This window comes from Delftia sp. HK171, assembly GCF_001886655.1.
Classification (GTDB): Bacteria; Pseudomonadota; Gammaproteobacteria; order Burkholderiales; family Burkholderiaceae_C; genus Comamonas; species Comamonas acidovorans.
The window spans coordinates 1,146,339-1,169,353 of record NZ_CP018101.1 but is presented as its reverse complement, the minus strand read 5'-3'; the positions used below and the strand labels follow the sequence as shown (position 1 = coordinate 1,169,353).

Here is a 23,015-nt window from a genome sequence, read left to right as displayed (position 1 = left end):
TTAATCAGGCGATGCTGCCACCGGCAGCTTCGATGGCAGCCTTGGCGCCGGCGGTAGCGCCGATGCCGTTGAGCTTGACAGCCTTGCTGATTTCACCGCTCTTGATGATCTTGACCACCTTTGCGATTTCACCAACCAGACCGGCTTGCTTCAGAGCTGCCAGATCGACTTCGGCCAGGCCCAGCTGTTCCAGAGCGGACAGGGTCACTTCTGCATTGAACTTCAGCAGATGCGACTTGAAGCCACGCTTGGGCAGACGGCGCTGCAGAGGCATTTGACCGCCTTCGAAGCCCACCTTGTGGTAGCCACCCGAACGCGACTTCTGACCCTTGTGACCACGGCCGGCAGTCTTGCCCAGGCCGGAGCCGATGCCGCGACCGACACGGCGCTTGGCGTGCTTGGAGCCCTCTGCAGGCTTGATGCTATTGAGTTCCATCATCAATCCTTTCAGAGAACTTTGACCAGGTAGCTGATCTTGTTGATCATGCCGCGCACGGCAGGCGTGTCCTGCAGTTCGCTGATGCTGTTCAGCTTGCGCAGGCCCAGGCCACGGACGGTGGCGCGGTGCGATTCCTTGGTGCCAATGGGGCTGCGCACCAGTTGCACCTTCACGGTTTGTTGCGTTGTCATGTGATTGACTCCGATCAGGCGGTGAAGATGTCTTCAACCGACTTGCCGCGCTTGGCTGCCACTTCCGAAGGGGTCGTGGAGTGCTTCAGAGCGTCAAAAGTCGCGCGGACCATGTTGTAGGGATTCGACGAACCATGGCTCTTGGCCACGATGTCGGTGATGCCCAGCACTTCGAAAACGGCGCGCATCGGGCCGCCGGCGATGATGCCGGTACCCTTGGGAGCGGGGTTCAGCATCACGGATGCTGCGCCATGCTGACCCATCACGGTGTGATGGATCGTGCCGTGCTTCAAAGACACCTTGATCATGTTGCGACGGGATTCTTCCATCGCCTTTTGCACGGCTGCAGGCACTTCTTTCGACTTGCCCTTGCCCATGCCAACGCGGCCATCACCATCGCCAACCACGGTCAGTGCAGCGAAGCCGAGGATACGACCGCCCTTCACAACCTTGGTGACGCGGTTCACCGCGATCATTTTTTCGCGCAGACCGTCGTCACGACCTTCGTCTTGCACCTTGGGAGAAAACTTTGCCATTTCTATCCGCTCCGCTTAGAACTGCAGGCCGGCTTCACGAGCGGCTTCTGCCAAAGCCTTCACGCGGCCGTGGTATGCGAAACCAGCGCGATCGAAAGCCACTTTCTCCACGCCGGCAGCCTTCGCCTTCTCGGCAATGCGCTTGCCAATCAGCGTAGCGGCAGCCACGTTGCCACCCTTGCCGATGGCGCCCAGTTGGGTGCGCACTTCGGCTTCGGCGGTGGAGGCCGAAGCCAGCACCTTGGTGCCGTCTTCCGACACCACGCTTGCGTAGATGTGGAGGTTCGTACGGTTCACGCTCAGACGTGCCACGCCTTGCTGTGCAATGCGGATGCGGGTCTGGCGGGCACGACGGAGACGCTGCTCTTTCTTGGTCAACATAATGCAGCTCCTTACTTCTTCTTGGTCTCTTTGATCACGACCTTCTCATCCGAGTAACGGATGCCCTTGCCCTTGTAGGGCTCGGGAGGACGAACGGCACGGATCTCAGCAGCCATTTGGCCAACGGCCTGGCGGTCAGCACCCTTGACCAAGATTTCGGTCGGTGTGGGGGTGGTGACAGTGATGCCGGCCGGCATTTCGAAGTTCACCGGGTGCGAAAAGCCGATCGCCAGGTTCAGCTTGGAGCCCGAGGCCGAAGCCTTGAAACCCACGCCAACCAGCGACAGCTTCTTCTCGAAGCCCTTGCTCACGCCCACCACCATGTTGTTCACCAGCTGACGCATGGTGCCGCTCATGGCGTTGGCTTCGCGCGAGTCATTGACGGGCTCGAAAGACAGCTTGCCTTCGTTGTTGGAGATCTTCACCAGAACGTTCTGGGCTTGCGACAGCGTGCCGCCGGTGCCCTTCACATTGATCTGGTCGTCTTTGATGGACACATCCACGCCTGCGGGGATGGCCACGGGAGTCTTTGCTACGCGAGACATTTCAGTATTTCTCCTTAATGTCCGTTAGGCCACGTAGCACAGCACTTCGCCGCCCACGCCAGTGGCGCGTGCCTTGCGATCCGTCATCACGCCCTTGGGAGTGGTGACGATGGCAACGCCCATACCGTTCATGACCTGGGGGATTGCGTCACGGCCCTTGTACACGCGCAGGCCGGGACGGCTCACGCGCTCGATGCGCTCGATCACCGGACGGCCGGCGTAGTACTTCAGGGTAATTTCGAGTTCGGACTTGCCAGCGTCGGTCTTCACTTGGAAGCCGTCGATGTAGCCTTCATCCTTCAGCACCTGGGCGATGGCAACCTTGACCTTGGAGGAAGGAGCCGTCACGGTGGTCTTGGAGACCATTTGTGCATTGCGGATGCGGGTCAGCAAGTCAGCGATGGGATCACTCATGCTCATGTTTAATCTCTCCTGCTTGCTTACCAGCTGGCCTTGGTGACACCGGGGATGTCGCCAGCGAAGGCCAGTTCACGGATCTTGGCGCGGCCCAGACCGAATTGACGGAAGGTGCCACGGGGACGACCCGTGATCTCGCAGCGGTTGCGCTGGCGAGTGGGGTTCGCGTTACGGGGCAGCTTCTGCAGGCCCAGGCGAGCGGCGTCGCGCTCTTCGTCGCTGCGCTTTGCGTCAGCGGCGATTGCCTTCAGTTCTGCGTATTTGGCAGCGTACTTGGCTGCCAGCTTTTCGCGCTTGAGTTCGCGCTGGATCAATGCAACTTTAGCCATGCGCCACCTCAGTTCTTGAAGGGGAAACGGAAAGCGGCGAGCAGTGCCTTGCACTCATCGTCGGTCCGAGCTGTCGTCGTGATGCTGATGTTCAGACCACGCAGAGCGTCCACCTTGTCGTACTCGATTTCGGGGAAGATGATCTGTTCCTTGACGCCGACGTTGTAGTTGCCGCGACCGTCGAAAGAACGGCCGGAGATACCACGGAAGTCACGCACGCGGGGCAGAGCCACGGTGACGAAACGGTCCAGGAATTCATACATCTGAACGCCACGCAGGGTCACCATGCAGCCAATGGCCTGGCCTTCACGGATCTTGAAGCCGGCGATAGCCTTCTTGGCCTTGGTCACCACGGGCTTCTGACCAGCAATCTTGGTCAGGTCAGCCACGGCGTTGTCCATCACCTTCTTGTCGGCCACGGCTTCGCTCACACCCATGTTCAGGGTGATCTTGGTCAGACGGGGCACTTCCATGGAGGAGGTGTAGCCGAACTTTTCCTTGAGTTCAGCCGCGATCTTTTCGCGATACAGTTTTTGCAGTCGTGCCATGTGTTACCCCTTAGGCCGCCTTGATTTCGGCGCCGCTGGACTTGAACACGCGAACGCGTGTGCCGTCGGCCTGCACCTTGATGCCCACGCGATCAGCCTTGCCGGTCGCTGCATTGAAGATGGCCACGTTGGATTGGTGGATAGGCATGGCCTTTTCCACGATACCGCCGGTGGTGCCCTTCATGGGGTTCGGCTTGACGTGCTTCTTCACCATGTTGATGCCATCGATCAACAGGTGGGAGTCGTCCTTGCGAGCCGAGACCACGCCTTGCTTGCCCTTGTCACGGCCGGTCAGCACGATGATTTGGTCGCCCTTGCGAATCTTGTTCATGGTGCTTCCTTTAGAGAACTTCAGGTGCCAGGGACACGATCTTCATGAACTTTTCGTTGCGCAGTTCACGAGTCACGGGGCCAAAGATGCGGGTGCCGATAGGCTCCAGCTTGGCGTTCAGCAGAACGGCGGCGTTGCCGTCGAACTTGACGAGCGAGCCATCAGCACGGCGAATACCCTTCGCCGTACGCACCACGACCGCGCTGTAGACCTCGCCTTTTTTGACGCGTCCACGCGGTGCAGCTTCCTTGATGGTCACCTTGATGATGTCACCAACACTCGCATAGCGACGATGAGAACCGCCCAGCACTTTGATGCACTGAACAGACTTCGCGCCGGTGTTGTCGGCAACCTCTAACCGAGATTCTGTTTGGATCATTTCAATATTCCCAACTTGCTCCAGCAAACACTCGACAGCCCCAGAGTCTTCTCAAGGGCCGCGAGCAGCCAGTCAGTCTTGGGCCCGTCGTCCACGCCGAAAACCATTTCTCGGCGCTTCCACTGGGCAGATAACTTCACGATTTTCACGTGAAGCATGGGATTGTCCCAGAAATTCCTTTGCGCGTCAAACCCTTAGCTGCCTTTTCCACCCCTGGCCGGCAGCGTTGCGCAACCCCCACAAGAGCGCTATCAACCCAGGAGCAAGCTGGGCCTGCCGATGGCCGCAAACCATCGGAAACGCCCATAAAAAAGCCGAGCCTGGCGGGCTCGGCAAAGGGTGGCAGACTCAACGCAATCGTCTGCTGCGGGCTGGCCGCGCGTACTACGGCGGCGCAGACATCGCAGCGGCTTGGGGCCACCGCGTTGGGCTCGGGCACGGCCCTGGCCCTGCGGAAAACGGACTTTCAAGCGCTTTCTTCATCATTCCCCCTCCCTCGTCAGCCTTGTGCTGGCTGCTGTTCGCTGGCACCGTTACGAGATGCCATGGGCAGCATTCTGATTCATAAAAACAATCAAAGATAGATATCCATCAATTTTGACAATCTTTCCTTGGCTTGCATACGCCTCCAAAAGCAAAACGCCCTGCAGTGCAGGGCGTTTTGCTTGAGAGGGACTTCAGCCGCAATCAGGCCGGCAGGTACTGGGCCGCCAGCGGCATGAAGTCCGCCAGGCCGGCGTCCTGCCCCAGCTCCTCCTGGAGGATGGCTGCCACGCGCGGCGCCACCTCGGCGGCCTTGCGCGCATCGAGGAACAGCAGGCGGCTGCGGCGCGCCAGCACGTCTTCCACGGTGCGCGCGTACTCGAAGCGCGCGGCAAAGCGCACCATGGCTTCGTTCAGGCCGTCTGCCAGCCATTCGTCGTTGCCCGGCAACGCCTCCACCGCCGAGGCTTCCGTGCCATAGGAGTGCAGGCCCTGGACCTGGTTCATGCGGTGGTGCACGGCGGACTCGGCCGGGGCGCCGGCCAGCGGCAGGCGGGCCGTGACGCCGCCGGGGCGGTGCGGCAGGCGGCCGATGGCAAAGCATTCGGAGAGCACGTCTTCGGCCATGGCACGGTAGGTGGTCCATTTGCCGCCCGTGACGGTGACCAGGCCGGTGCGGCTGGACATGACCGTGTGCTCGCGGCTGATCTTCTTGGTGTTCTCGCCGTCATCGTCCTGGGGCTTGACCAGCGGGCGCAGGCCGACCCACATGCTGCGCACGTCGGCCAGCGTGGGCTGGCGCGTGAGGTAGCGTCCGGCCTCGGTGAGGATGAAGTCCAGCTCCTCGGGGAACGGCAGGGGCTCGCGTGCCAGGTCGTTGCGCGGGGTGTCGGTGGTGCCCAGGATGACCTTGCCCAGCCAGGGCACGGCAAAGAGCACGCGGCCATCGGCCGTCTTGGGCACGAGCAGGGCGTGGTCGCTGGGCAGGAAGTCGCGGTCCACCACCACGTGCACGCCCTGGCTGGGCGCGACCATGGGCTTGACGGGACGGCCCTGGGCCTCGGCGTCCTGCTGGCGGAACAGGTCCACCCAGGGGCCGGTGGCGTTGACCACGCACTTGGCGCGCAGCGTGAAGCGCCGGCCCGATTCCGTGTCTTCGCAGACCAGGCCGGCGACCTTGCCGCCTTCATGCAGCAGTTCAAGCGCGGGGCAGTAGTTGACCAGCAGCGCGCCCTTGGCGGCGGCCGTGCGTGCCAGCGCCAGCGCCAGGCGGGCATCGTCGAACTGGCCGTCCCAGTATTTGACGCCGCCCTTGAGGCCTTGCTGGCGCACGGTGGGCAAACACTTGACGGTGCTGGAGCGCGAGAGGAATTCGGTGGCGCCCAGGCCTGCCTTGCCGGCCAGCGCGTCATACATCTTGAGGCCGATGCCGTAGAACGGCGTGTCCAGCAGCTTGTAGGACGGCATGACAAAGGCCAGCGGCTGCGCCAGGTGGGGTGCGTTGTGCAGCAGCGTGGTGCGCTCATGCAGCGCTTCGCGCACCAGGGCGATGTTGCCCTGGGCCAGGTAACGCACGCCACCATGGACCAGCTTGGTTGCACGCGAGGACGTGCCCTTGGCAAAGTCATGCGACTCCACCAGCACGACCTTGAACCCGCGCGCCGCCGCGTCCAGGGCCACGCCCAGGCCGGTGGCACCGCCGCCGATGATGGCCAGATCGTAGGTTTCAGGCTGGGCCAGGCGTTCCAGCAGGGCGGCGCGGCCGGTGGGCAGAGGGGAAGCAGCGAGGGACATGGATCTTCGACGAAGGAATGTGGGGCAAGTTAACAGGGCGCCATGTAGCCGCCATGTCAGCACCCGGGACGCCACGCCTGCGCCCAATGCGAAGGGGACGGAATCGGGTTTCCGCTATTTTCGCTCGTTTTTGTATTTTTTTCTTCGCTATCTTTCGTTTCGTGTTTTGGCGACCCAGGACGCCCAACGATGGACTTTGGTGCCAGCGCAGGGTATTGCGCCCAAAGCCGACGCGGCCCAACTCAGGGACGCCGAGCAAGAGCCGCCTCGCGGCGAGGGCGTCGTCCCCCTCCCTTGCGAAGCAAGTAGAGAGGGGGAAGGCGCGCAAGCGCCTCAGGGGGTGCTAACGCACCTTGCCGTTTTTCCAGGCATTGAGCAGCGTGTCATACGCAATCGTCTCGCCCTTGGGCTTTTCATTGGCCAGCTTCTTCCACGGCGCCTGCTTGTCGCTGAGCCACTTGGCCGGGTCGCCCTTGGGGTTGAGCTTGGGCGCGCAGTGCGCCATGCCGGCACGCTGCAGGCGGGACATGACCTGGTCCATTTCCTCGGCCAGGTTGTCCATGGCGCCCTGGGGCGTCTTCTCGCCGGTGACGGCCTGGGCCACGTTCTTCCACCACAGCTGGGCCAGCTTGGGGTAGTCGGGCACGTTGTTGCCGGTGGGCGTCCAGGCCACGCGGGCGGGGCTGCGGTAGAACTCGACCAGGCCGCCGAGCTTGGGCGCCATGTCCGTCATGGCCTTGGAGCGGATGTCGCTTTCGCGGATGGGCGTCAGGCCGACGATGGTCTTCTTGAGGCTGGTGGTCTTGGCGGTGACGAACTGCGCGTAGAGCCAGGCGGCGGCCGTGCGGTTGGCGTCATGGTCCTTGAAGAAGGTCCAGCTGCCCACGTCCTGGTAGCCGTTTTGCATGCCGTCCTTCCAGTACGGGCCGTTGGGGCCGGGCGCCATGCGCCATTTGGGCGTGCCGTCGGCATTGACCACGGGCAGGCCGGGCTTGGTCATGTCGGCCGTGAAGGCGGTGTACCAGAAGATCTGCTGCGCGATATGGCCCTGGGCCGGCACGGGGCCGGACTCGCCGAAGGTCATGCCCATGGCTTCCTTGGGCGCGTATTTCTTCATCCAGTCCACGTACTTGGTGAGCGCGAACACGGCGGCCGGCGAGTTGGTGGCGCCCCCGCGCGAGACCGATGCGCCCACGGGCGTGCACTTGTCGTCGGCCACGCGGATGCCCCATTCATCGACGGGCATGCCGTTGGGAATGCCCTTGTCGGCCGCGCCGGCCATGGACAGCCAGGCATCGGTGAAGCGCCAGCCCAGCGACGGGTCCTTCTTGCCGTAGTCCATGTGGCCGTAGATGGGCTTGCCGTCGATCTGCTTGACGTCGTTGGTGAAGAACTCGGCGATGTCCTCGTAGGCGCTCCAGTTCAGCGGCACGCCCAGCTCGTAGCCGTACTTGGCCTTGAACTTGTCCTTGAGGTCCTTGCGCTCGAAGAGGTCGGCGCGGAACCAGTAGAGGTTGGCGAACTGCTGGTCTGGCAGCTGGTAGAGCTTGCCGTCGGGCGCGGTGGTGAAGCTGGTGCCGATGAAGTCCTTGATGTCCAGGCCCGGATTGGTGAAGTCCTTGCCGGCGCCGGCCATGTAGTCGGTCAGGCTCATGATGCGGCCGTAGCGGTAGTGCGTGCCGATCAGGTCGGAGTCGGAGATCCAGCCGTCATAGATGGACTTGCCCGACTGCATCGAGGTCTGCAGCTTCTCGACCACGTCGCCTTCCTGGATCAGGTCGTGCTTGACGGTGATGCCCGTGATCTCGGTGAAGGCCTTGGCCAGCGTCTTGCTCTCGTACTCGTGCGTGGTGATGGTCTCGGAGACCACGGCGATCTCCTTGACGCCCTTGGCCTGCAGCTTCTTGGCCGCCTCGATGAACCACTTCATCTCGGCCATCTGCTGGTCCTTGGACAGCGTGCTGGGCTGGAACTCCGCGTCGATCCACTTCTTGGCTTCCGCCTCTCCGGCCCAGGACGCCTGCCCCGCCGCCAGCAGGGCCGCCGCGAGGGCGATGGTATGAAGTCGTTGTTTCATCTGCCGTCTCCTAGATTCTTGCTGTCTCCCCGACATGCACATGCACCAGCGGGCCCCGGGGGAGCTTCGGGCCCGGCTGTCGATAAATGGAATGAAGTGATCAGCCTTTGCGCATCACGACGGCCAGCACGAGCATGGACAGCACCAGGCTGATCCACACCGAAGGCTCGGCCTCCAGCGAGAACCACTGCACCATCCTCTCGCCCAGGCCCACCCAGGCCAGATTGACATAGGCCGCCAGCAGCAACCCGATGAACAGCCGGTCCCCGCGCGTCGTCGCCATCGGCAGCCAGCCCTTGCGCATCACGGTCGGGCTGCGCAGCTCCCACAGCGTCATGCCCACCAGCATCAGCACGATGCAACTGAAGAACACCGCCACCGGCAGCGTCCAGGCCATCCAGGAAAACATTGACGAGTCCTTTCAGAAATCCAGCATCAATACCGCAGCTTTTCGAAACCGGCAGAGCCCAGCCCAGGGACACCGAGGAAGGGCCTACGCCGGCCGCGCCGCCCCGCCCCGAGGGTGTCGTCCCCCTCCCCCGCGCAAGCGGGTAGAGAGGGGGAAGCGGCGTAAGCCGCTCAGGGGGTGCCTCAAACCCTCCCCATTGCGAACCCCTTGGCGATGTAATGCCGCACGAACCAGATCACGATGGCGCCCGGCACGATGGTCAGCACGCCGGCCGCCGCCAGCGTCGCCCAGTCCATGCCCGAGGCCGAGACGGTGCGCGTCATGGTCGCCACGATGGGCTTGGCGTTCACGCTGGTCAGCGTGCGCGCCAGCAGCAGCTCCACCCAGCTGAACATGAAGCAGAAGAAGGCCGCCACGCCCACGCCGGCCTTGATCAGCGGCAGGAAGATGGTGAGGAAAAAGCGCGGGAAGGAGTAGCCGTCGATATAGGCCGTCTCGTCGATCTCGCGCGGGATGCCGCTCATGAAGCCCTCCAGGATCCAGACGGCCAGCGGCACGTTGAACAGCAGGTGGGCCAGGGCCACGGCGATGTGCGTGTCCATCAGGCCCACCGTGGTGTAGAGCTGGAAGAAGGGCAGCAGGAAGACGGCCGGCGGCGTCATGCGGTTGGTCAGCAGCCAGAAGAACACATGCTTGTCGCCCAGGAACTGGTAGCGCGAGAACGCATAGGCCGCCGGCAGCGCCACCGTGAGCGAGATCACGGTGTTGATGGCCACGTAGATCAGGCTGTTGATGTAGCCCGAGTACCAGGAGGCGTCGGTGAAGATGGTTTGGTAGTTGGCCCAGGTGAAATGCTGGGGCCACAGCGAGAAGCTCGACAGGATCTCCTCGTTGGTCTTGAAGCTCATGTTGACCATCCAGTAGATGGGCAGCACGGCGAACAGCAGGTAGGCGACGAGGAACAGCGTGCGCTTGTGGAAACGACGGTCTTCAGTCATGTCCGGCCTCCCGCAGGGCCGCCCCAAGGGAGGCCGAGCCCCCTCGGGGGCAGTGAACGAAGGGAGCGTGGGGGTCATTCTCTTGCCCCTTCCTTGTCTGCCGTGCCCACGCGCTGCATCCAGTTGTAGAGGATGAAGCACAGCAGCAGGATGATGAGGAAATAGATCAGCGAGAAGGCAGCCGCCGGCCCGAGGTCGAACTGGCCCACGGCCTTTTGCGTCAGGTACTGCGACAGGAAGGTGGTCGCATTGCCGGGCCCGCCGCCCGTGAGCACGAAGGGCTCGGTGTAGATCATGAAGCTGTCCATGAAGCGCAGCAGCACGGCGATCATCAGCACGCCGCGCATCTTGGGCAGCTGGATGTAGCGGAACACCGCGAACTTGCTGGCACCGTCGATGCGCGCGGCCTGGTAGTAGGCGTCGGGAATGGAGCGCAGGCCCGCGTAGCACAGCAGGGCCACCAGCGGCGTCCAGTGCCAGACATCCATGACCAGCACGGTGAGCCAGGCATGGGTGGCATTGCCCGTGTAGTTGTAGTCCACGCCCAGCGCGTTGAGCGCCGCGCCCAGCAGGCCGATATCGGCGCGGCCGTAGATCTGCCAGATGGTGCCGACCACGTTCCACGGAATCAGCAGCGACAGCGAGACCACGACCAGCACGGCCGAGGCCTTCCAGCCCTGGGCCGGCATGGACAGGGCCAGCGCAATACCCAGCGGGATCTCCACCAGCAGCACGGCCAGCGAAAAACCGATCTGGCGCAGCAGGGCCGAGTGCAGTTCCTCGTCGCGCATGACCTGGGCAAACCACTCCGTGCCCACGAACACGCGCCGGTCGGGACTGATGATGTCCTGCACCGAGTAGTTCACCACCGTCATCAGCGGGATGATGGCCGAGAAGGCCACGCAGATGATGACCGGCAGGATCAGCAGCCAGGCTTTCTGGTTGACGGGCTTGACGGTCTGGCTCATGCCTGCAGCTCCTCGTTGACGTAGTAGCAGGTGTGGGGGCCCTGCAATTGCACCCAGACGGTCTCGCCCACGGCCGGCAGCGCGGCATCGGCGCCGCAGCGCAGCTTGAGCAGCCGCTCGCCCAGGCGCGCCACCAGCAACTGGTGCGTGCCCACGTCCTGCACGCGCTCCACCGTGCAGGCCACGGCGCCGGGCGCGTCGGCCGAGGCCAGTGCCAGGTACTCAGGGCGTATGCCCAGGCTCAGGGGCAGGCCGGGCGCAACGCCGGCCAGCGCTTCGGGCAGGGGCAGGTACTGGCCCTCGGCCAGCAGCCGGCCGCCGTCCTGCTGCAGCGGCACGAAGTTCATGCCCGGCGAGCCGATGAAGTGGCCGACGAAGGCGTGGCTGGGCCGCTCGAAAAGCTGGGCGGGCGTGCCCACCTGCACGGCGCGCCCGCGCGTCATGACCACAACGTGCTCGGCAAAGGTCAGGGCCTCCACCTGGTCGTGCGTCACATAGATCAGCGTGAGCCGCAGTTCATGGTGGATCTGCTTGAGCTTGCGGCGCAGCTGCCACTTGAGCTGGGGGTCGATCACCGTGAGTGGCTCGTCGAACAGCACGGCCGACACATCGGGCCGCACCAGGCCCCGGCCCAGCGAGATCTTCTGCTTGGCATCGGCCGACAGGCCGGCCGCGCGCTGGTCGAGCTGGCCGCTCATCTCCAGCATCTCGGCGATCTGGCCGACCCGCGCGCGGATGCGCTCCTCGGGCATGCGGCGGTTCTTCAGCGGAAAGGCCAGGTTCTCGGCCACGGTCATGGTGTCGTAGATCACCGGGAACTGGAACACCTGGGCGATGTTGCGTTCCTGGGGCGTGGCGCGCGTCATGTCGCGGCCGTCGAACAGCACCTTGCCCTGCGAGGGGACCAGCAGGCCCGACATGATGTTGAGCATGGTGGTCTTGCCGCAGCCCGAGGGACCCAGCAGCGCGTAGGCGCCGCCGTCCTCGAAGACCATGCTCAGCGGCAGCAGCGCATAGTCGCTGTCCTGCTGCGGGTTCGGCTTGTAGGAGTGGGCCAGATCGAGTTCTATGCGGGCCATCTCATCGTCCTCCGGGCCGCGCCGGCGCCAGCAGCAGCGCGCCGTCCGTGCCGAACACGTAGGCATGGGCCGGATCCAGGTGCAGCGGGACCGCGCTGCCCAGGTCCAGATGGTGCACGCCCGTGACCTGAGCCACCAGCTCGCCCCAGGGCGTGGTGGCATGCACGAAGGTGTCGGAGCCCGAAATCTCGGCCAGCTCCACCACACCCTGCAGTGCCAGATCGCCGGGTCGGGACTGCAGGCGCAGGGCGCTGGCGCGCAGGCCCAGGGTCAGTGGGCCGGACACGGCCAGGTCCGCAGGCAGCGCCACGGGCAGCCGCGCGCCGCCCGGCAGTTGCAGCCCGCCCTCCACGGCACTGGCCGCGATCAGGTTCATGGGCGGATCGCTGAAGGCGCGCGCCACGCGCAGCGAATTCGGCTGATGGAAGACCTCGGCCGTGGGGCCGTACTGCAGCAGTTCGCCCTCATGCAGCACAGCCGTGTAGCCACCCAGCAGCAGGGCCTCGCCGGGCTCGGTGGTGGCATAGACCACGGTGGAGTCGCCTGTGGCGAACAGTTGGGTCAGTTCCTCGCGCAGTTCCTCGCGCAGCTTGTAGTCGAGGTTGACCAGGGGCTCGTCCAGCAGCATCAGCGGAGCGCCCTTGGCCAGGGCGCGCGCCAGCGCCACGCGCTGCTGCTGGCCGCCCGACAGCTCGGCCGGGTAGCGGTCCAGGAACATCTCGATGTGCAACCGCTCGGCCAGGGCGCGCACGCGCTGCGCCACGTCGCGGTCGCCGCGCAGCTTGAGCGGCGAGGCGATGTTGTCCGCCACCGTGAGCGAGGGATAGTTGATGAATTGCTGGTAGACCATGGCCACGTTGCGCTCGCGCACGGGCATGCCGGTCACATCGACGCCATCGGCGCGCACACGGCCTTCGGTGGGCACGTCCAGGCCGGCCATGATGCGCATCAGGCTGGTCTTGCCGGCCTGCGTGGCACCCAGCAGCACGGTCACCGCGCCACTTTCCAGTTCAAGGTGCATGGGGTGCAGCCAGGTCTGGCCGCCCACGCGTTTGCTGATTCTCTCCAACACCAGTTCCACGACCGCCCTCACTGACGAGGCCGCCTCGGGGGCAGCGATTGAACAAGGAGAAACATCTCGCTCAAGGCGGCGATTGCGCGCCATCCGAAAGCAAGAACGTGATCATTTTTGTTCTTTCCAGATCGCAGCCCATCAACACATACCCTAGGTGCTGTTCTTTTTTCTTCGTTTTAAAGTTCCCCAACCCACGGCCGGCCAGGGGCAAATGCGCTATAAACCGGTCGCCCCGCCTTGTTTGCCTGAGAACGCACCAGATCTGGAATCGCCGCCGTGAACACCAATCCCCGACAACTACAGCTGCTCGACGAAGTGCGCAGCCGCCAGTCCACTTCGGTGGAGCAGCTGGCCGAGATCCTGGGCGTGACCCTGCAGACCGTGCGCCGCGACATACAGAAGCTGGCCGATGCGGGCCTGATGGTGCGCTTTCACGGCGGCGTGCGCGTGCCCAGCGCCACGGTGGAGAACCTGGGCCACACCCAGCGCCAGGTGCTGCATGCCGAAGGCAAGTCGCGCATTGCGCGTGCCGTGGCCGAGGCCATTCCCAACGGCTGCTCGCTGATCCTGAACATCGGCACCACCACCGAGGCCGTGGCCCAGGCCCTGCTCAAGCACCGGGGCCTGCGCGTGATCACCAACAACCTCAACGTGGCGGCCATCCTCAGCTCCAACGCGGACTGCGAAGTCATCGTGGCCGGCGGCGTGGTGCGCACACGCGACCGGGGCATCGTGGGCGAGGCGGCCGTGGACTTCATCCGCCAGTTCAAGGTGGACATCGCCCTGATCGGCATCTCGGCCATCGAGCCCGATGGCAGCCTGCGCGACTTCGATATGCGCGAAGTCAAGGTGGCCCAGACCATCATTGCCCAGTCGCGCGAGGTCTGGCTGGCCGCAGACCACAGCAAGTTCCACCGCCAGGCCATGGTGGAGCTGGCACGCCTGGACCAGATTGACCGCCTGTTCACCGATACCGCGCCCCCCGCCCCGTTCGATGCCCTTCTGCGCGAAGCAGAAGTGCAATGCGTGGTGGCGCAATAAGTTTTCCGCAGCCGCTGCGCCACCGCCCGCACAGGACACGCGCACCGGCCCTGCTTTTCCTGGATACCGCACCATGACCTATCTGCTTGCCCTGGACCAGGGCACTTCCAGCTCGCGCAGCATCGTCTTCGACACCCAGGGCCGCATCGTGGCCTCGGCCCAGCTGGAGCTGCCGCAGATCTATCCCCAGCCCGGCTGGGTCGAGCACGATCCGCGCGAGATCTGGCGCACCCAGCTGGCCACGGCGCGCGAGGCCCTGGCCAAGGCCGGGCTGGCGGCAGCCGACATCCGTGCCCTGGGCATCACCAACCAGCGCGAGACCACCGTGGTCTGGAACCGCGCCACGGGCCAGCCCATACACCACGCCATCGTCTGGCAGGACCGCCGCGCCGAGCCGCTGTGCGCCCAGCTGCGCGAGGCCGGCCATGCCGACACCATCCAGCGCAAGACCGGCCTGCTGATCGACGCCTATTTCTCGGGCACCAAGCTGCGCTGGATCCTGGACAACGTCAACGGCGCACGCGCCGCCGCCGAGCGCGGCGAACTGGCCTTCGGCACCGTGGACAGCTGGCTGATCTGGCAGCTCACGGGCGGGCGCCGCCATGTGACCGACGTCTCCAACGCCAGCCGCACCATGCTGTTCAACGTCCACACCAACCAGTGGGACGACGATCTGCTGGCGCTGCTGGAGATTCCGCGCGCGCTGATGCCCGAGGTGCTGCCTTCCGCCGCCGATTTCGGCCGCACGGCAGCCGAGGTGCTGGGCGGCGAGATCGCCATCGGCGGTGTGGCCGGCGACCAGCAAAGCGCTCTCTTCGGCCAGGCCTGCTTTTCGGCCGGCATGGCCAAGAACACCTATGGCACGGGCTGCTTCATGCTCATGCACACGGGCGGCGTGTTCCAGACCTCCGCCAACGGCCTGCTGACCACCGCTGCGGCACAGCCCACCGCTGCGCCGGCCTATGCGCTGGAAGGCAGCGTCTTCGTGGGCGGCGCCGTGGTCCAGTGGCTGCGCGACGGGCTGCGCGCCATCGAGCACAGCGGCCAGGTGCAGCAACTGGCCGAGAGCGTGCCCGATTCGGGCGGCGTGATGATGGTGCCGGCCTTCACCGGACTGGGCGCACCGTACTGGAAGCCCGATGCGCGCGGCACCATCACGGGCCTGACGCGCGGCACCACCATCGCCCACATCGCGCGGGCCGCGCTTGAATCCATTGCCTTCCAGAGCGCCGCCCTGCTGCTGGCCATGAGCCGCGACGCGGTGGCCAGCGGCGGCGCGCCGGTCAGCGAACTGCGCGTGGACGGCGGCGCCTGCGTCAACAACCTGCTCATGCAGTTCCAGGCCGACCTGCTGGGCATTCCCGTCGTGCGCCCGGCCTGCGTGGAGACCACGGCCCTGGGCGCTGCCTACCTGGCGGGCCTGTCCTCGGGCGTGTACCAGAGCACCGAGGAACTGTCGGCGCTGTGGAAGGCCGAGCGCCGCTTCGTGCCCACGCTGGACAAGCACCGCGCCGACGAGCTGATGGCGCGCTGGGAGCATGCGGTGGCCCAGACAGCGCTGGCGGCCTGACAACGGGCTCACGGCCTTGTTCAAGGCGGCCAGCCTGGTGCTTTCCGGCCTGCTGCTGGCCGGCTGCGCCGCGCCGCCCCAGGCCCTGCCGGCCCCGCAGCCCACGGCATGCGCGCGCCTGCAATGGCTGGGCAGCACCACGATTGCGCGCGAGGAGCCCATCCATGGCGCCACCACCGGCGGCATCTCGGGACTGGACTACGACGCCCGGCACGGCGACTACGTGGCCATCAGCGATGACCGCTCGGCGCACGGCCCCGCGCGCTGGATGCGCCTGCGCATAGAGCAGTTGGACGCCGGCCAGCGCGCCGGCCCCAACCCCTGGCAGGCGCAGGTCACCGAAGTGCATCCGCTACTGGATGCCGAGGGCCGCTGGCTGCGCCCGCGCCATGCCGCGCCCGCCACCCAGCCCGTGCCCGACCCCGAAGCCATCCGCCTGCTGCCGGACGGCGGCCTGCTGTGGACCGATGAAGGCGACCCGGGCCGGGGCTTTGGCACCTCGCTGGTGAGGACCGACGCCACGGGCCGCCAGATCGCGCGGTGGTTCTACGCATTCAAGGACGAGGCCGGCGTGCCGGGCCTGCGCTCGAATTTCGGCTTCGAAGGGCTGGCCGTCACGCCGGACGGCCAACAGGCCTGGCTGGCCCTGGAGGCGCCGCTGCGCCAGGACGGCCCGCGCGCCAGCGCCGCCACGGCAGGCTCGCCCGTGCGCATCAGCCTGGTCAGCCTGGACGACGGCCGGCTGCTGCGCCAGATCGCCTACCAGCCCGATGCCGTGCCGGCCGCCAGCTGGGCCCTGCCCCAGCGCGAGGTCAACGGCATCAGCGAGATCCTGCTGGACGGCCCCGGCCACCTGCTGGTGCTGGAGCGCTCCTACAGTCCAGGCCACGGCTTTGGCGCGCGGCTGTACCGCATCGACCTGCAAGCGCCCGATACGCTGGCCATGGACAGCTTCATGCGCAACCCGCCGCAGGTGGCAGCCAAGCAGCTGATTGCCGACCTGTCCACGGTTCAGCCCGGCCGGCTGGACAACATGGAAGCCATGTCCTGGGGCCCGCCGCTGCCCGATGGCACGCGCGTGCTGGTGTTCGCCAGTGACGACAACTTCAACCCGGCGCAGGCCAACCAGATCCTGATCACCGCCTACCGGCCCTCGCCGCCCTGCGCACCCTGAAGGCGCTTCAGGGCGTGGCCTGCACCTGCTCCTGCGGCAGGTAGATGCGCGTCAGCCCGCGCGCAATGGCCTCCACGATCTGCTCGCGCCGCAGGCCGATGTGCTCGGCCATCAGGCGTTCGCTGGCTTGGGCGTCGCGCGCGCGCAGGGCCCGCAGGATTTCCAGGTGCTCGTGCTGGGTGGAGTCCCGGCCCACGCTCTCCATGTCGATCCAGCGGATGAAGCGGATGCGCTCGTTCAGGCTCGCCAGCATGCGCCGCAGCTCGGCGTTGCCGGCCATGTCGGCAATGCGCAGGTGGAATCCCTCGTCCAGGTCCACCAGCTGCCGGATCGGCGTGTCGGAGGCCACGCGCTGGCTCTGCTCCAGGTAGGCCAGGGCCTCGTCGAGCTGGGCATCGGTGGCGCGCTCCACGGCCAGCCGCACGCATTCGCGCTCCACGGCCACGCGGGCCTCGTACAGGTCCAGCGACTCCTTCACGTCCAGCTCGCGCCGCATGTAGCCGCGGCTGGCCGGCAGCAAAAAGCCATCGGCCACCAGCCGCGTCAGTGCCTCGCGCACGGGCGTGCGGCTCACGCCCAGGCGCAGGGCCAGTTCGCTCTCGCTCAGGCGCTCGCCTGGCTTGAATTCGTAGGAGATGGCCATGTCACGCAGCGTGCTGTAGACGCTGGAGCCCCGTTCATGGCGGATGTTGGAGATTTTCATGGCGCCATTGTGCCCTTTGGCGCTGCGCATTCTTTTAAGTATACTGAAATGGATTCTTAAAAATCCCGTCACCCAACCTGCCTGGAGACTCCCGACATGACCACCGCTTTCAATGGCGCCGACGCCATGGTCCGCATGCTGCAGCTCAATGGCGTCAAGCACATCTTCGGCCTGTGCGGCGACACCAGCCTGCCCTTCTACGACGCCATGGCGCGGCTGGACCACGGCATGGACCACATCCTCACGCGGGACGAGCGCAGCGCCGGCTACATGGCCGACGCCTATGCGCGCGTCACCGGCAAGGTGGGCGTGTGCGAAGGCCCCAGCGGCGGCGGCGCCACCTACCTGCTGCCCGGCCTGGCCGAGGCCAATGAGTCCTCGGTGCCCGTGCTGGGCATCACCTCGGACGTTTCCGTGGGCGCGCGCGGCAAGTTCCCGCTGACCGAACTCGACCAGCAGGCGCTGTACAGGCCCCTGACCAAGTGGAATACCACCATCGACCGCGTGGACCAGATTCCGCACGCCGTGCGCAGCGCCTTTCGCGCCATGACCACGGGCCGGCCCGGCGCCACCCATATCTGCCTGCCCTATGACGTGCAAAAGCACACGCTGGATCCGGCCGATGTCTGGGCCCAGCCAGGGCATGACCACTATCCGGCCTACCGGTCCGCGCCCGATCCGGCGGCCGTGGCCGAGGCTGCCGACCGCCTGGTGGCGGCCCGCTGCCCCGTGCTGATCTGCGGCGGCGGCGTGCTCATCGCAGGCGCCAGCGCCGCACTGGATGCGCTGGCCACCTTGCTCAATGCGCCCGTGTGCTCCAGCGTCAGCGGCCAGGGCAGCCTGGCGGGCAGCCATCCGCTCAATGCCGGCGTGGTGGGCACCAATGGCGGCGTCGAGGCCACGCGCGCCGTGGTGGCGCAGGCGGACCTGGTGATGTTCATCGGCGCCCGGGCCGGCTCCACCACCACCGAGCACTGGCAGATGCCCTCGCGCAAGGTGACGATCGTCCACCTGGACGTGGACGCCATGACCATAGGCACCAACTACCGCACCGACGTGGCCCTGGTGGGCGACGCCCTGCTGGGCCTGCAGGCGCTGCACGCGGCCGTGCAGCAGCGCATCGCCCGCCGCCCCGCCGATGCCGCAGACGGCGCCGCGCTGGCGGCCACCGCGCGCGCCGCCAAGCAGGCCTTCTTCGCGCCGCTGGCCGCCTCGCTGGAGCGCCCCATCAAGCCCGAGCGCGTGGTGGACACGCTCAACCGTCTGCTGCCCGCGCGCGCCATCGTGGTGGCCGACCCCGGCACGCCCTGCCCCTACTTCACGGCCTATTTCGACGCGCCCCAGGCCGGCCGGCACTTCATCACCAACCGCGCGCACGGGGCGCTGGGCTTTGCCATGTCCGCCGGCTTTGGCGCCGCCATCGGCCAGCCCGATTCCGTGGTGGTCGCGGTCATGGGCGACGGCAGCTTCGGCTTCACCTGTGGCGAGCTGGAAACCATCGTGCGCCGCAACGTGCCGCTGAAGATGATCGTGTTCTCCAACAGCGTGTTCGGCTGGATCAAGGCCAGCCAGAAGTCCGGCTACGATGAACGCTACTTTTCAGTCGACTTCAACCGCACCCACCATGCCCGCGTGGCCGAGGCCTTCGGCGTCAAGGCCTGGCAGGTGCATGACCCGGCAGATCTCGAAGCCGCGCTCAAGGCCGCGCTGATGCACGACGGCCCGGCGCTGGTGGATGTGATCTCGCAAGAGCTCCAGGACACGGCCGTGCCGGTGAGCCAGTGGATGGGTTGACGCCAGCCCCACGCACAGATTCCCGATTTCCTGCCCGCCAATGCGCTTGAAAAGGAGCCTTCCCATGCCCCATCCACCCTCACGCCGCCAGCTGCTGCTGGCCACGGCCGCCGCATGCCTGCTGGGGCCGGCCGGCACGGCATCCGCGCAGGGCGCCGCCCCGCTCAAGCTGGTCATCACCTTCCCGCCGGGGGGCAGCACCGACATCGCCGCCCGCATACTGCAGCCGCGCCTGGGCGAGGTGGCCGGGCGCCCGGTGATCGTGGAGAACCGCCCCGGCGCCGCCAGCCAGATCGCCACCCAGTACGTGGCCAAGTCCGCCCCGGACGGCAACACCCTGCTGTTCAGCTTCGACACCCATGCCATCAATCCCATCGCCAAGTCCCGGCTGCCCTACGACACCTTCAAGGACTTCACGGGCGTGTCGCTGGCGCTGCGCTTCCCGCTGGTGATCGGCGCCTCGGCCTCGGTGCCCGCCAGGGACCTGGCCGGCTTCCTGGAGCTGGCGCGCCGCAACCCGGGCAAATACAGCTACGCATCGACCGGCCTGGGGTCCATGAACCACCTGGTGATGGAGGACATCAAGCGCCGCTCGGGCACCTACGTGCTGCACGTGCCCTACGGCGGCGGCGGCCCGGCCGTGCAGGCCGTGCTCGGCAATGTGTCCGACCTCACCCTGCTCAGCTATGCGGCGCTGCGCGGCCAGATTTCGGCGGGCAAGATCAAGCCGCTGGCCGTGACCGGCCTCAAGCGCCTGCCCGAGCTGCCCGACGTGCCCACCGTGGCCGAGTCAGGCTTCCCGGGCTTCGAGGCCTACTCGTGGATCGGCGTTTTCGCACCTTCCGCCACGCCGGCAGCCACGGTGCACAAGCTCACCGAAGACTTCCAGGCCACGCTGAACACGCCCGACATCCGCAGCAAGCTCATGCAGTCGGGCTTTGAAGTCATGGCCACGGACGGACCCGCCCTCGACCGCTGGGTGCGCCAGGAATATGAGCGCTGGGGCCGCTTCGTGCGCGACAACAAGGTCCAGCTCGAAGACTGAGAATCCGGACGGCACCCCTTACACCACACAGGAGCATTCATGGCACTTCCGCTGGACCACATCGTCATCGCCGTGCAGGACCTCGATGCCGCCGTGGCGGACTACCGCGCGCTGGGCTTCCAGGTCGCCATCGGCGGCCGCCATCCGGGCCGCACCTCGCACAACGCACTGGTCGTGTTTGCCGACGGCGCCTACCTGGAGATCATTGCCTGGACCGCCCCGGCGCCCGAAGAGCGCTGGTACCGCACGCTGCGCGACCATGGCGAGGGGCTGGTGGACTTCGCCCTGCTGCCCCAAAGCACCGCCCAGGCCCTGGCCGAGGCGCGCGGGCGGGGGCTGGATACCCTGGTCGGCCCCGTGGACGGAGGCCGCGTGCGCCCCGATGGCGCGCAACTGCTGTGGCAGACGGCGCGCCACGCCACGCCCGACCTGCCCTTCCTGTGCGGCGACGTCACGCCGCGCGCCCTGCGCGTGCCCGAGGGCAGCGTGCGCGAGCATCCCAACGGCGCGCTGGGCGTGGCCTCGCTGACCGTCGCCGTGCACGATCTGGACGCCAGCCTGGACCGCTACCGGGCGCTGCTGGGCCCAGTGCCGCTGCAGAGGCTGGACGACCAGGGCGCGCGGCTGGCATTGTCGGGGTTCGATCTGCTGCTGCAAGGCGCGCGGGCACTGGCGGCCTCCGACGCACTACGCCAGCGCCTTGCCACGCGCGGAGAGGGCCCTTGCGCGCTCACCCTGCGCCAGCGGCCCGGCGCCCCGGCACAGCCCCTGGACCTGGCCGCCAGCCATGGCGTGGACATGCGCTGGCACGGTGGGAACACGCTCTAAACTCTTCGTTTTCCTTCTCCACCGCCACCAGCATGAACACCGTTTCCACAGCCTCCCCTGTCATCGCCTTCATCGGTGGCGGCAACATGGCCAGCGCCATCATCGGCGGACTGATCGGCCAGGGCCAATCCGCAGACCGCATCGTCGTCGTCGAACCCTTCGAGGCTGCGCGCGACGCGCTGCGCACGAACTTCGGCATCACGGCGCATGCCGATGCCGCGGCCGCCGCCAGCGCGCTGGACGGTGCCGGCATCGTGGTCTGGGCCGTCAAGCCCCAGACCTTCAAGGAAGCCGCCCAGGCCGTGGCGCCGCACACCGCCCAGGCCCTGCACCTGAGCGTTGCCGCCGGCATTCCCACGGACTCCATCGCCCAGTGGCTGGGCACGGGCCGCATCGTGCGCGCCATGCCCAACACGCCAGCCCTGGTGGGCAAGGGCATGACGGGCCTGTTCGCATGCGCCCAGGTCGATGCCGCAGGCAAGAGCGCCATCGAGCAGGTCGTTGCCACCACGGGCCAGTTCCTCTGGGTCGACCAGGAAGCGCACCTGGACGCCGTGACCGCACTGTCGGGCTCGGGCCCGGCCTATGTCTTCCTGTTCCTCGAAGCCATGACACAGGCCGGCGTGGACATGGGCCTCACGGCCGAGCAGTCCTACCGCCTGGGCGTGGCCACCTTCCAGGGCGCATCGGAACTGGCCGCCCGCTCCACCGAAAGCGCCGACGTGCTGCGCCAGCGCGTGACCAGCAAGGGCGGCACCACCCACGCCGCCATCACCCACATGCAGGCGCAACAGGTGCCCGAGCATTTCGTGGCCGCCATGCGGGCAGCGGAAACACGGGCCAAGGAGCTGGCCGCCGAATTCGGCCGCTGAGCCCGGCGCAGCGCGCCCCAGGCTCCATGCAAAAGGGAGGCACCGGCCTCCCTTGTTTTTTCAGCGCGGATCCCTCAGCGCAGCGCAAACCCCAGCGCCACGCCCGCGAACAGGCTGGCACCGATCCAGTGGCTCTTGCTGAAGGCGACGAAGCAGCCCTCGCGCGTGCGGTGGCGGATCAGGGTGAAGTGCCAGATCACCTGGGCCGCAGCCACGGCCAGGCCCAGCCAGAAAGGCCAGGCCAGGCCATAGGGCGCCAGCGCCCAGACGGTGAGCAGGCCGCAGAGCACGAAAAAGCCCATGACGGCCACCACGTCGAAGCGGCCCAGGGTGATGGCCGAGGTCTTCATGCCGATCCTGAGGTCGTCGTCGCGGTCCACCATGGCGTATTCGGTGTCATAGGCCAGCACCAGAAACATGTTGGCGAGCCACAGAATCCAGGCCGTGGCCGGCACCTGGCCCTGCACGGCGGCGAAGGCGATGACGATGCCGAAGTTGAAGGCAATGCCCAGGAAAGCCTGGGGCATGGCGAAGAAGCGCTTGGTGAACGGGTAGAGGATGGTGAACAGCACGGCGGGCACGGACCAGGCCACGGCCTCCCAGCGCGTGGTCAGCACCAGGCCCAGCGAGACCAGGGCCAGGGCTGCGCCCAGCAGGGCGGCCTCCTTGACCGAGACCTGCCCCGAGGTGATGGGCCGCTGCGTGGTGCGCTTGACGTGGCGGTCGAAATCGCGGTCGGCAATGTCGTTGATGCAGCAGCCGGCGCTGCGCATCAGCACCGTGCCCAGCACGAAGACCACCAGCAGATGCCAACCCGGAAACCCGCCCGCTGCCACCCACAGTGCGGCCAGCGTGGGCCAGACCAGGACCAGCCAGCCGGCCGGCCGGTTGAAGCGGACCAGGTCCAGATAGAGCGACAGTTTGCTGCGCCGGGGCGCAGGCATGGGCGTAGAGGAGGAGGTGGGCATAGCGTCTGGGCGCCGATGGCGGCCGTGGGCCGGCCATCGCA

At 66.5% G+C, this 23,015-nt stretch carries 27 protein-coding genes; 7 read left to right on the top strand and 20 right to left on the bottom strand.

Annotated features, from left to right (window positions below):
* Nucleotides 1-4 precede the first annotated feature (4 nt).
* The 18 genes from rplO to BO996_RS05265 all read right to left on the bottom strand — a co-directional run bounded on the left by rplO (nt 5) and on the right by BO996_RS05265 (nt 12,985).
* Nucleotides 5-436 carry a 50S ribosomal protein L15 gene (gene rplO / locus BO996_RS05345; RefSeq protein WP_012202973.1) on the bottom strand — a complete coding sequence of 144 codons (432 nt, stop codon included), beginning with the start codon at nt 434-436 and terminating at the stop codon, nt 5-7.
* Nucleotides 437-447: 11 nt separating this feature from the next.
* Nucleotides 448-630, bottom strand: coding sequence for a 50S ribosomal protein L30 (gene rpmD / locus BO996_RS05340; RefSeq protein WP_012202972.1), 183 nt, complete (start codon nt 628-630; stop codon nt 448-450).
* 14 nt (nt 631-644) lie between these two features.
* Nucleotides 645-1,166, bottom strand: coding sequence for a 30S ribosomal protein S5 (gene rpsE / locus BO996_RS05335; RefSeq protein WP_012202971.1), 522 nt, complete (start codon nt 1,164-1,166; stop codon nt 645-647).
* Between the two features lie 15 nt (nt 1,167-1,181).
* A complete protein-coding gene (rplR, locus tag BO996_RS05330) occupies nt 1,182-1,547 on the bottom strand; it encodes a 50S ribosomal protein L18 (protein ID WP_012202970.1) in 366 nt (121 codons plus the stop codon).
* Between the two features lie 11 nt (nt 1,548-1,558).
* Entirely contained in the window at nt 1,559-2,092 is a 534-nt protein-coding gene (gene rplF, locus BO996_RS05325) for a 50S ribosomal protein L6 (protein ID WP_013804444.1), read from the bottom strand.
* Between the two features lie 24 nt (nt 2,093-2,116).
* Nucleotides 2,117-2,512 (bottom strand): 30S ribosomal protein S8, encoded by a 396-nt coding sequence (rpsH, locus tag BO996_RS05320; RefSeq protein WP_012202968.1) that lies wholly within the window; start codon nt 2,510-2,512, stop codon nt 2,117-2,119.
* A gap of 20 nt (nt 2,513-2,532) precedes the next feature.
* A complete protein-coding gene (gene rpsN, locus BO996_RS05315) occupies nt 2,533-2,838 on the bottom strand; it encodes a 30S ribosomal protein S14 (protein ID WP_012202967.1) in 306 nt (101 codons plus the stop codon).
* A gap of 8 nt (nt 2,839-2,846) precedes the next feature.
* Nucleotides 2,847-3,386 carry a 50S ribosomal protein L5 gene (gene rplE, locus BO996_RS05310; protein WP_012202966.1) on the bottom strand — a complete coding sequence of 180 codons (540 nt, stop codon included), beginning with the start codon at nt 3,384-3,386 and terminating at the stop codon, nt 2,847-2,849.
* A gap of 10 nt (nt 3,387-3,396) precedes the next feature.
* A complete protein-coding gene (rplX, locus tag BO996_RS05305; RefSeq protein WP_012202965.1) occupies nt 3,397-3,717 on the bottom strand; it encodes a 50S ribosomal protein L24 in 321 nt (106 codons plus the stop codon).
* A 10-nt stretch (nt 3,718-3,727) separates the two neighbouring features.
* A complete protein-coding gene (gene rplN / locus BO996_RS05300) occupies nt 3,728-4,096 on the bottom strand; it encodes a 50S ribosomal protein L14 (RefSeq protein ID WP_012202964.1) in 369 nt (122 codons plus the stop codon).
* Nucleotides 4,093-4,254: a hypothetical protein gene (locus BO996_RS29380; RefSeq protein WP_013804445.1), complete on the bottom strand. Its 162-nt coding sequence runs from the start codon at nt 4,252-4,254 to the stop codon at nt 4,093-4,095. Before BO996_RS29380 ends, rplN begins: the two co-directional genes overlap by 4 nt.
* A gap of 529 nt (nt 4,255-4,783) precedes the next feature.
* Complete coding sequence (locus BO996_RS05295; RefSeq protein ID WP_012202963.1) at nt 4,784-6,373, bottom strand: glycerol-3-phosphate dehydrogenase/oxidase; 1,590 nt, start codon at nt 6,371-6,373, stop codon at nt 4,784-4,786.
* A 343-nt stretch (nt 6,374-6,716) separates the two neighbouring features.
* Nucleotides 6,717-8,450 (bottom strand): ABC transporter substrate-binding protein, encoded by a 1,734-nt coding sequence (locus tag BO996_RS05290; RefSeq protein WP_012202962.1) that lies wholly within the window; start codon nt 8,448-8,450, stop codon nt 6,717-6,719.
* Between the two features lie 100 nt (nt 8,451-8,550).
* Complete coding sequence (locus BO996_RS05285; protein WP_043820414.1) at nt 8,551-8,859, bottom strand: DUF2160 domain-containing protein; 309 nt, start codon at nt 8,857-8,859, stop codon at nt 8,551-8,553.
* Between the two features lie 182 nt (nt 8,860-9,041).
* The gene (locus BO996_RS05280; RefSeq protein WP_013804448.1) at nt 9,042-9,857 is read right to left on the bottom strand and encodes a carbohydrate ABC transporter permease; all 816 of its coding nucleotides are present in this window, start codon (nt 9,855-9,857) and stop codon (nt 9,042-9,044) included.
* Between the two features lie 74 nt (nt 9,858-9,931).
* Nucleotides 9,932-10,825 (bottom strand): carbohydrate ABC transporter permease, encoded by an 894-nt coding sequence (locus tag BO996_RS05275; protein WP_012202959.1) that lies wholly within the window; start codon nt 10,823-10,825, stop codon nt 9,932-9,934.
* Nucleotides 10,822-11,904 carry an ABC transporter ATP-binding protein gene (locus BO996_RS05270; RefSeq protein WP_071954201.1) on the bottom strand — a complete coding sequence of 361 codons (1,083 nt, stop codon included), beginning with the start codon at nt 11,902-11,904 and terminating at the stop codon, nt 10,822-10,824. Before BO996_RS05270 ends, BO996_RS05275 begins: the two co-directional genes overlap by 4 nt.
* 1 nt (nt 11,905) lies before the next feature.
* Nucleotides 11,906-12,985, bottom strand: a complete 1,080-nt coding sequence (locus BO996_RS05265) for an ABC transporter ATP-binding protein (RefSeq protein WP_071954200.1) — start codon at nt 12,983-12,985, stop codon at nt 11,906-11,908.
* Nucleotides 12,986-13,255: 270 nt separating this feature from the next.
* Between BO996_RS05265 and BO996_RS05260 the strand changes: the two genes are divergently transcribed.
* The 3 genes from BO996_RS05260 (at nt 13,256) to BO996_RS05250 (ending at nt 16,764) form a co-directional block, all read left to right on the top strand.
* Nucleotides 13,256-14,020, top strand: a complete 765-nt coding sequence (locus tag BO996_RS05260; RefSeq protein WP_012202956.1) for a DeoR/GlpR family DNA-binding transcription regulator — start codon at nt 13,256-13,258, stop codon at nt 14,018-14,020.
* A gap of 73 nt (nt 14,021-14,093) precedes the next feature.
* Nucleotides 14,094-15,590, top strand: a complete 1,497-nt coding sequence (gene glpK / locus BO996_RS05255; protein WP_071954199.1) for a glycerol kinase GlpK — start codon at nt 14,094-14,096, stop codon at nt 15,588-15,590.
* Nucleotides 15,559-16,764 carry an esterase-like activity of phytase family protein gene (locus BO996_RS05250; RefSeq protein WP_198041270.1) on the top strand — a complete coding sequence of 402 codons (1,206 nt, stop codon included), beginning with the start codon at nt 15,559-15,561 and terminating at the stop codon, nt 16,762-16,764. The genes glpK and BO996_RS05250 overlap by 32 nt, the downstream gene beginning before the upstream one ends.
* A 7-nt stretch (nt 16,765-16,771) precedes the next feature.
* Here BO996_RS05250 and BO996_RS05245 read toward each other — a convergent pair whose 3' ends face one another.
* Nucleotides 16,772-17,467: a GntR family transcriptional regulator gene (locus tag BO996_RS05245; RefSeq protein ID WP_071957030.1), complete on the bottom strand. Its 696-nt coding sequence runs from the start codon at nt 17,465-17,467 to the stop codon at nt 16,772-16,774.
* A 96-nt stretch (nt 17,468-17,563) separates the two neighbouring features.
* Between BO996_RS05245 and BO996_RS05240 the strand changes: the two genes are divergently transcribed.
* The 4 genes from BO996_RS05240 to proC all read left to right on the top strand — a co-directional run bounded on the left by BO996_RS05240 (nt 17,564) and on the right by proC (nt 22,006).
* A complete protein-coding gene (locus BO996_RS05240) occupies nt 17,564-19,261 on the top strand; it encodes a thiamine pyrophosphate-binding protein (RefSeq protein WP_071954198.1) in 1,698 nt (565 codons plus the stop codon).
* A gap of 64 nt (nt 19,262-19,325) precedes the next feature.
* Nucleotides 19,326-20,306, top strand: a complete 981-nt coding sequence (locus BO996_RS05235; RefSeq protein ID WP_034389944.1) for a tripartite tricarboxylate transporter substrate binding protein — start codon at nt 19,326-19,328, stop codon at nt 20,304-20,306.
* A gap of 39 nt (nt 20,307-20,345) precedes the next feature.
* Nucleotides 20,346-21,134, top strand: a complete 789-nt coding sequence (locus BO996_RS05230) for a VOC family protein (protein WP_071954197.1) — start codon at nt 20,346-20,348, stop codon at nt 21,132-21,134.
* Nucleotides 21,135-21,166: 32 nt separating this feature from the next.
* A complete protein-coding gene (gene proC / locus BO996_RS05225; RefSeq protein WP_071954196.1) occupies nt 21,167-22,006 on the top strand; it encodes a pyrroline-5-carboxylate reductase in 840 nt (279 codons plus the stop codon).
* A gap of 74 nt (nt 22,007-22,080) precedes the next feature.
* Here the strand turns inward: proC and ubiA are convergent, their stop codons facing one another.
* Entirely contained in the window at nt 22,081-22,950 is an 870-nt protein-coding gene (gene ubiA, locus BO996_RS05220) for a 4-hydroxybenzoate octaprenyltransferase (protein WP_043783182.1), read from the bottom strand.
* Nucleotides 22,951-23,015 lie beyond the last annotated feature (65 nt).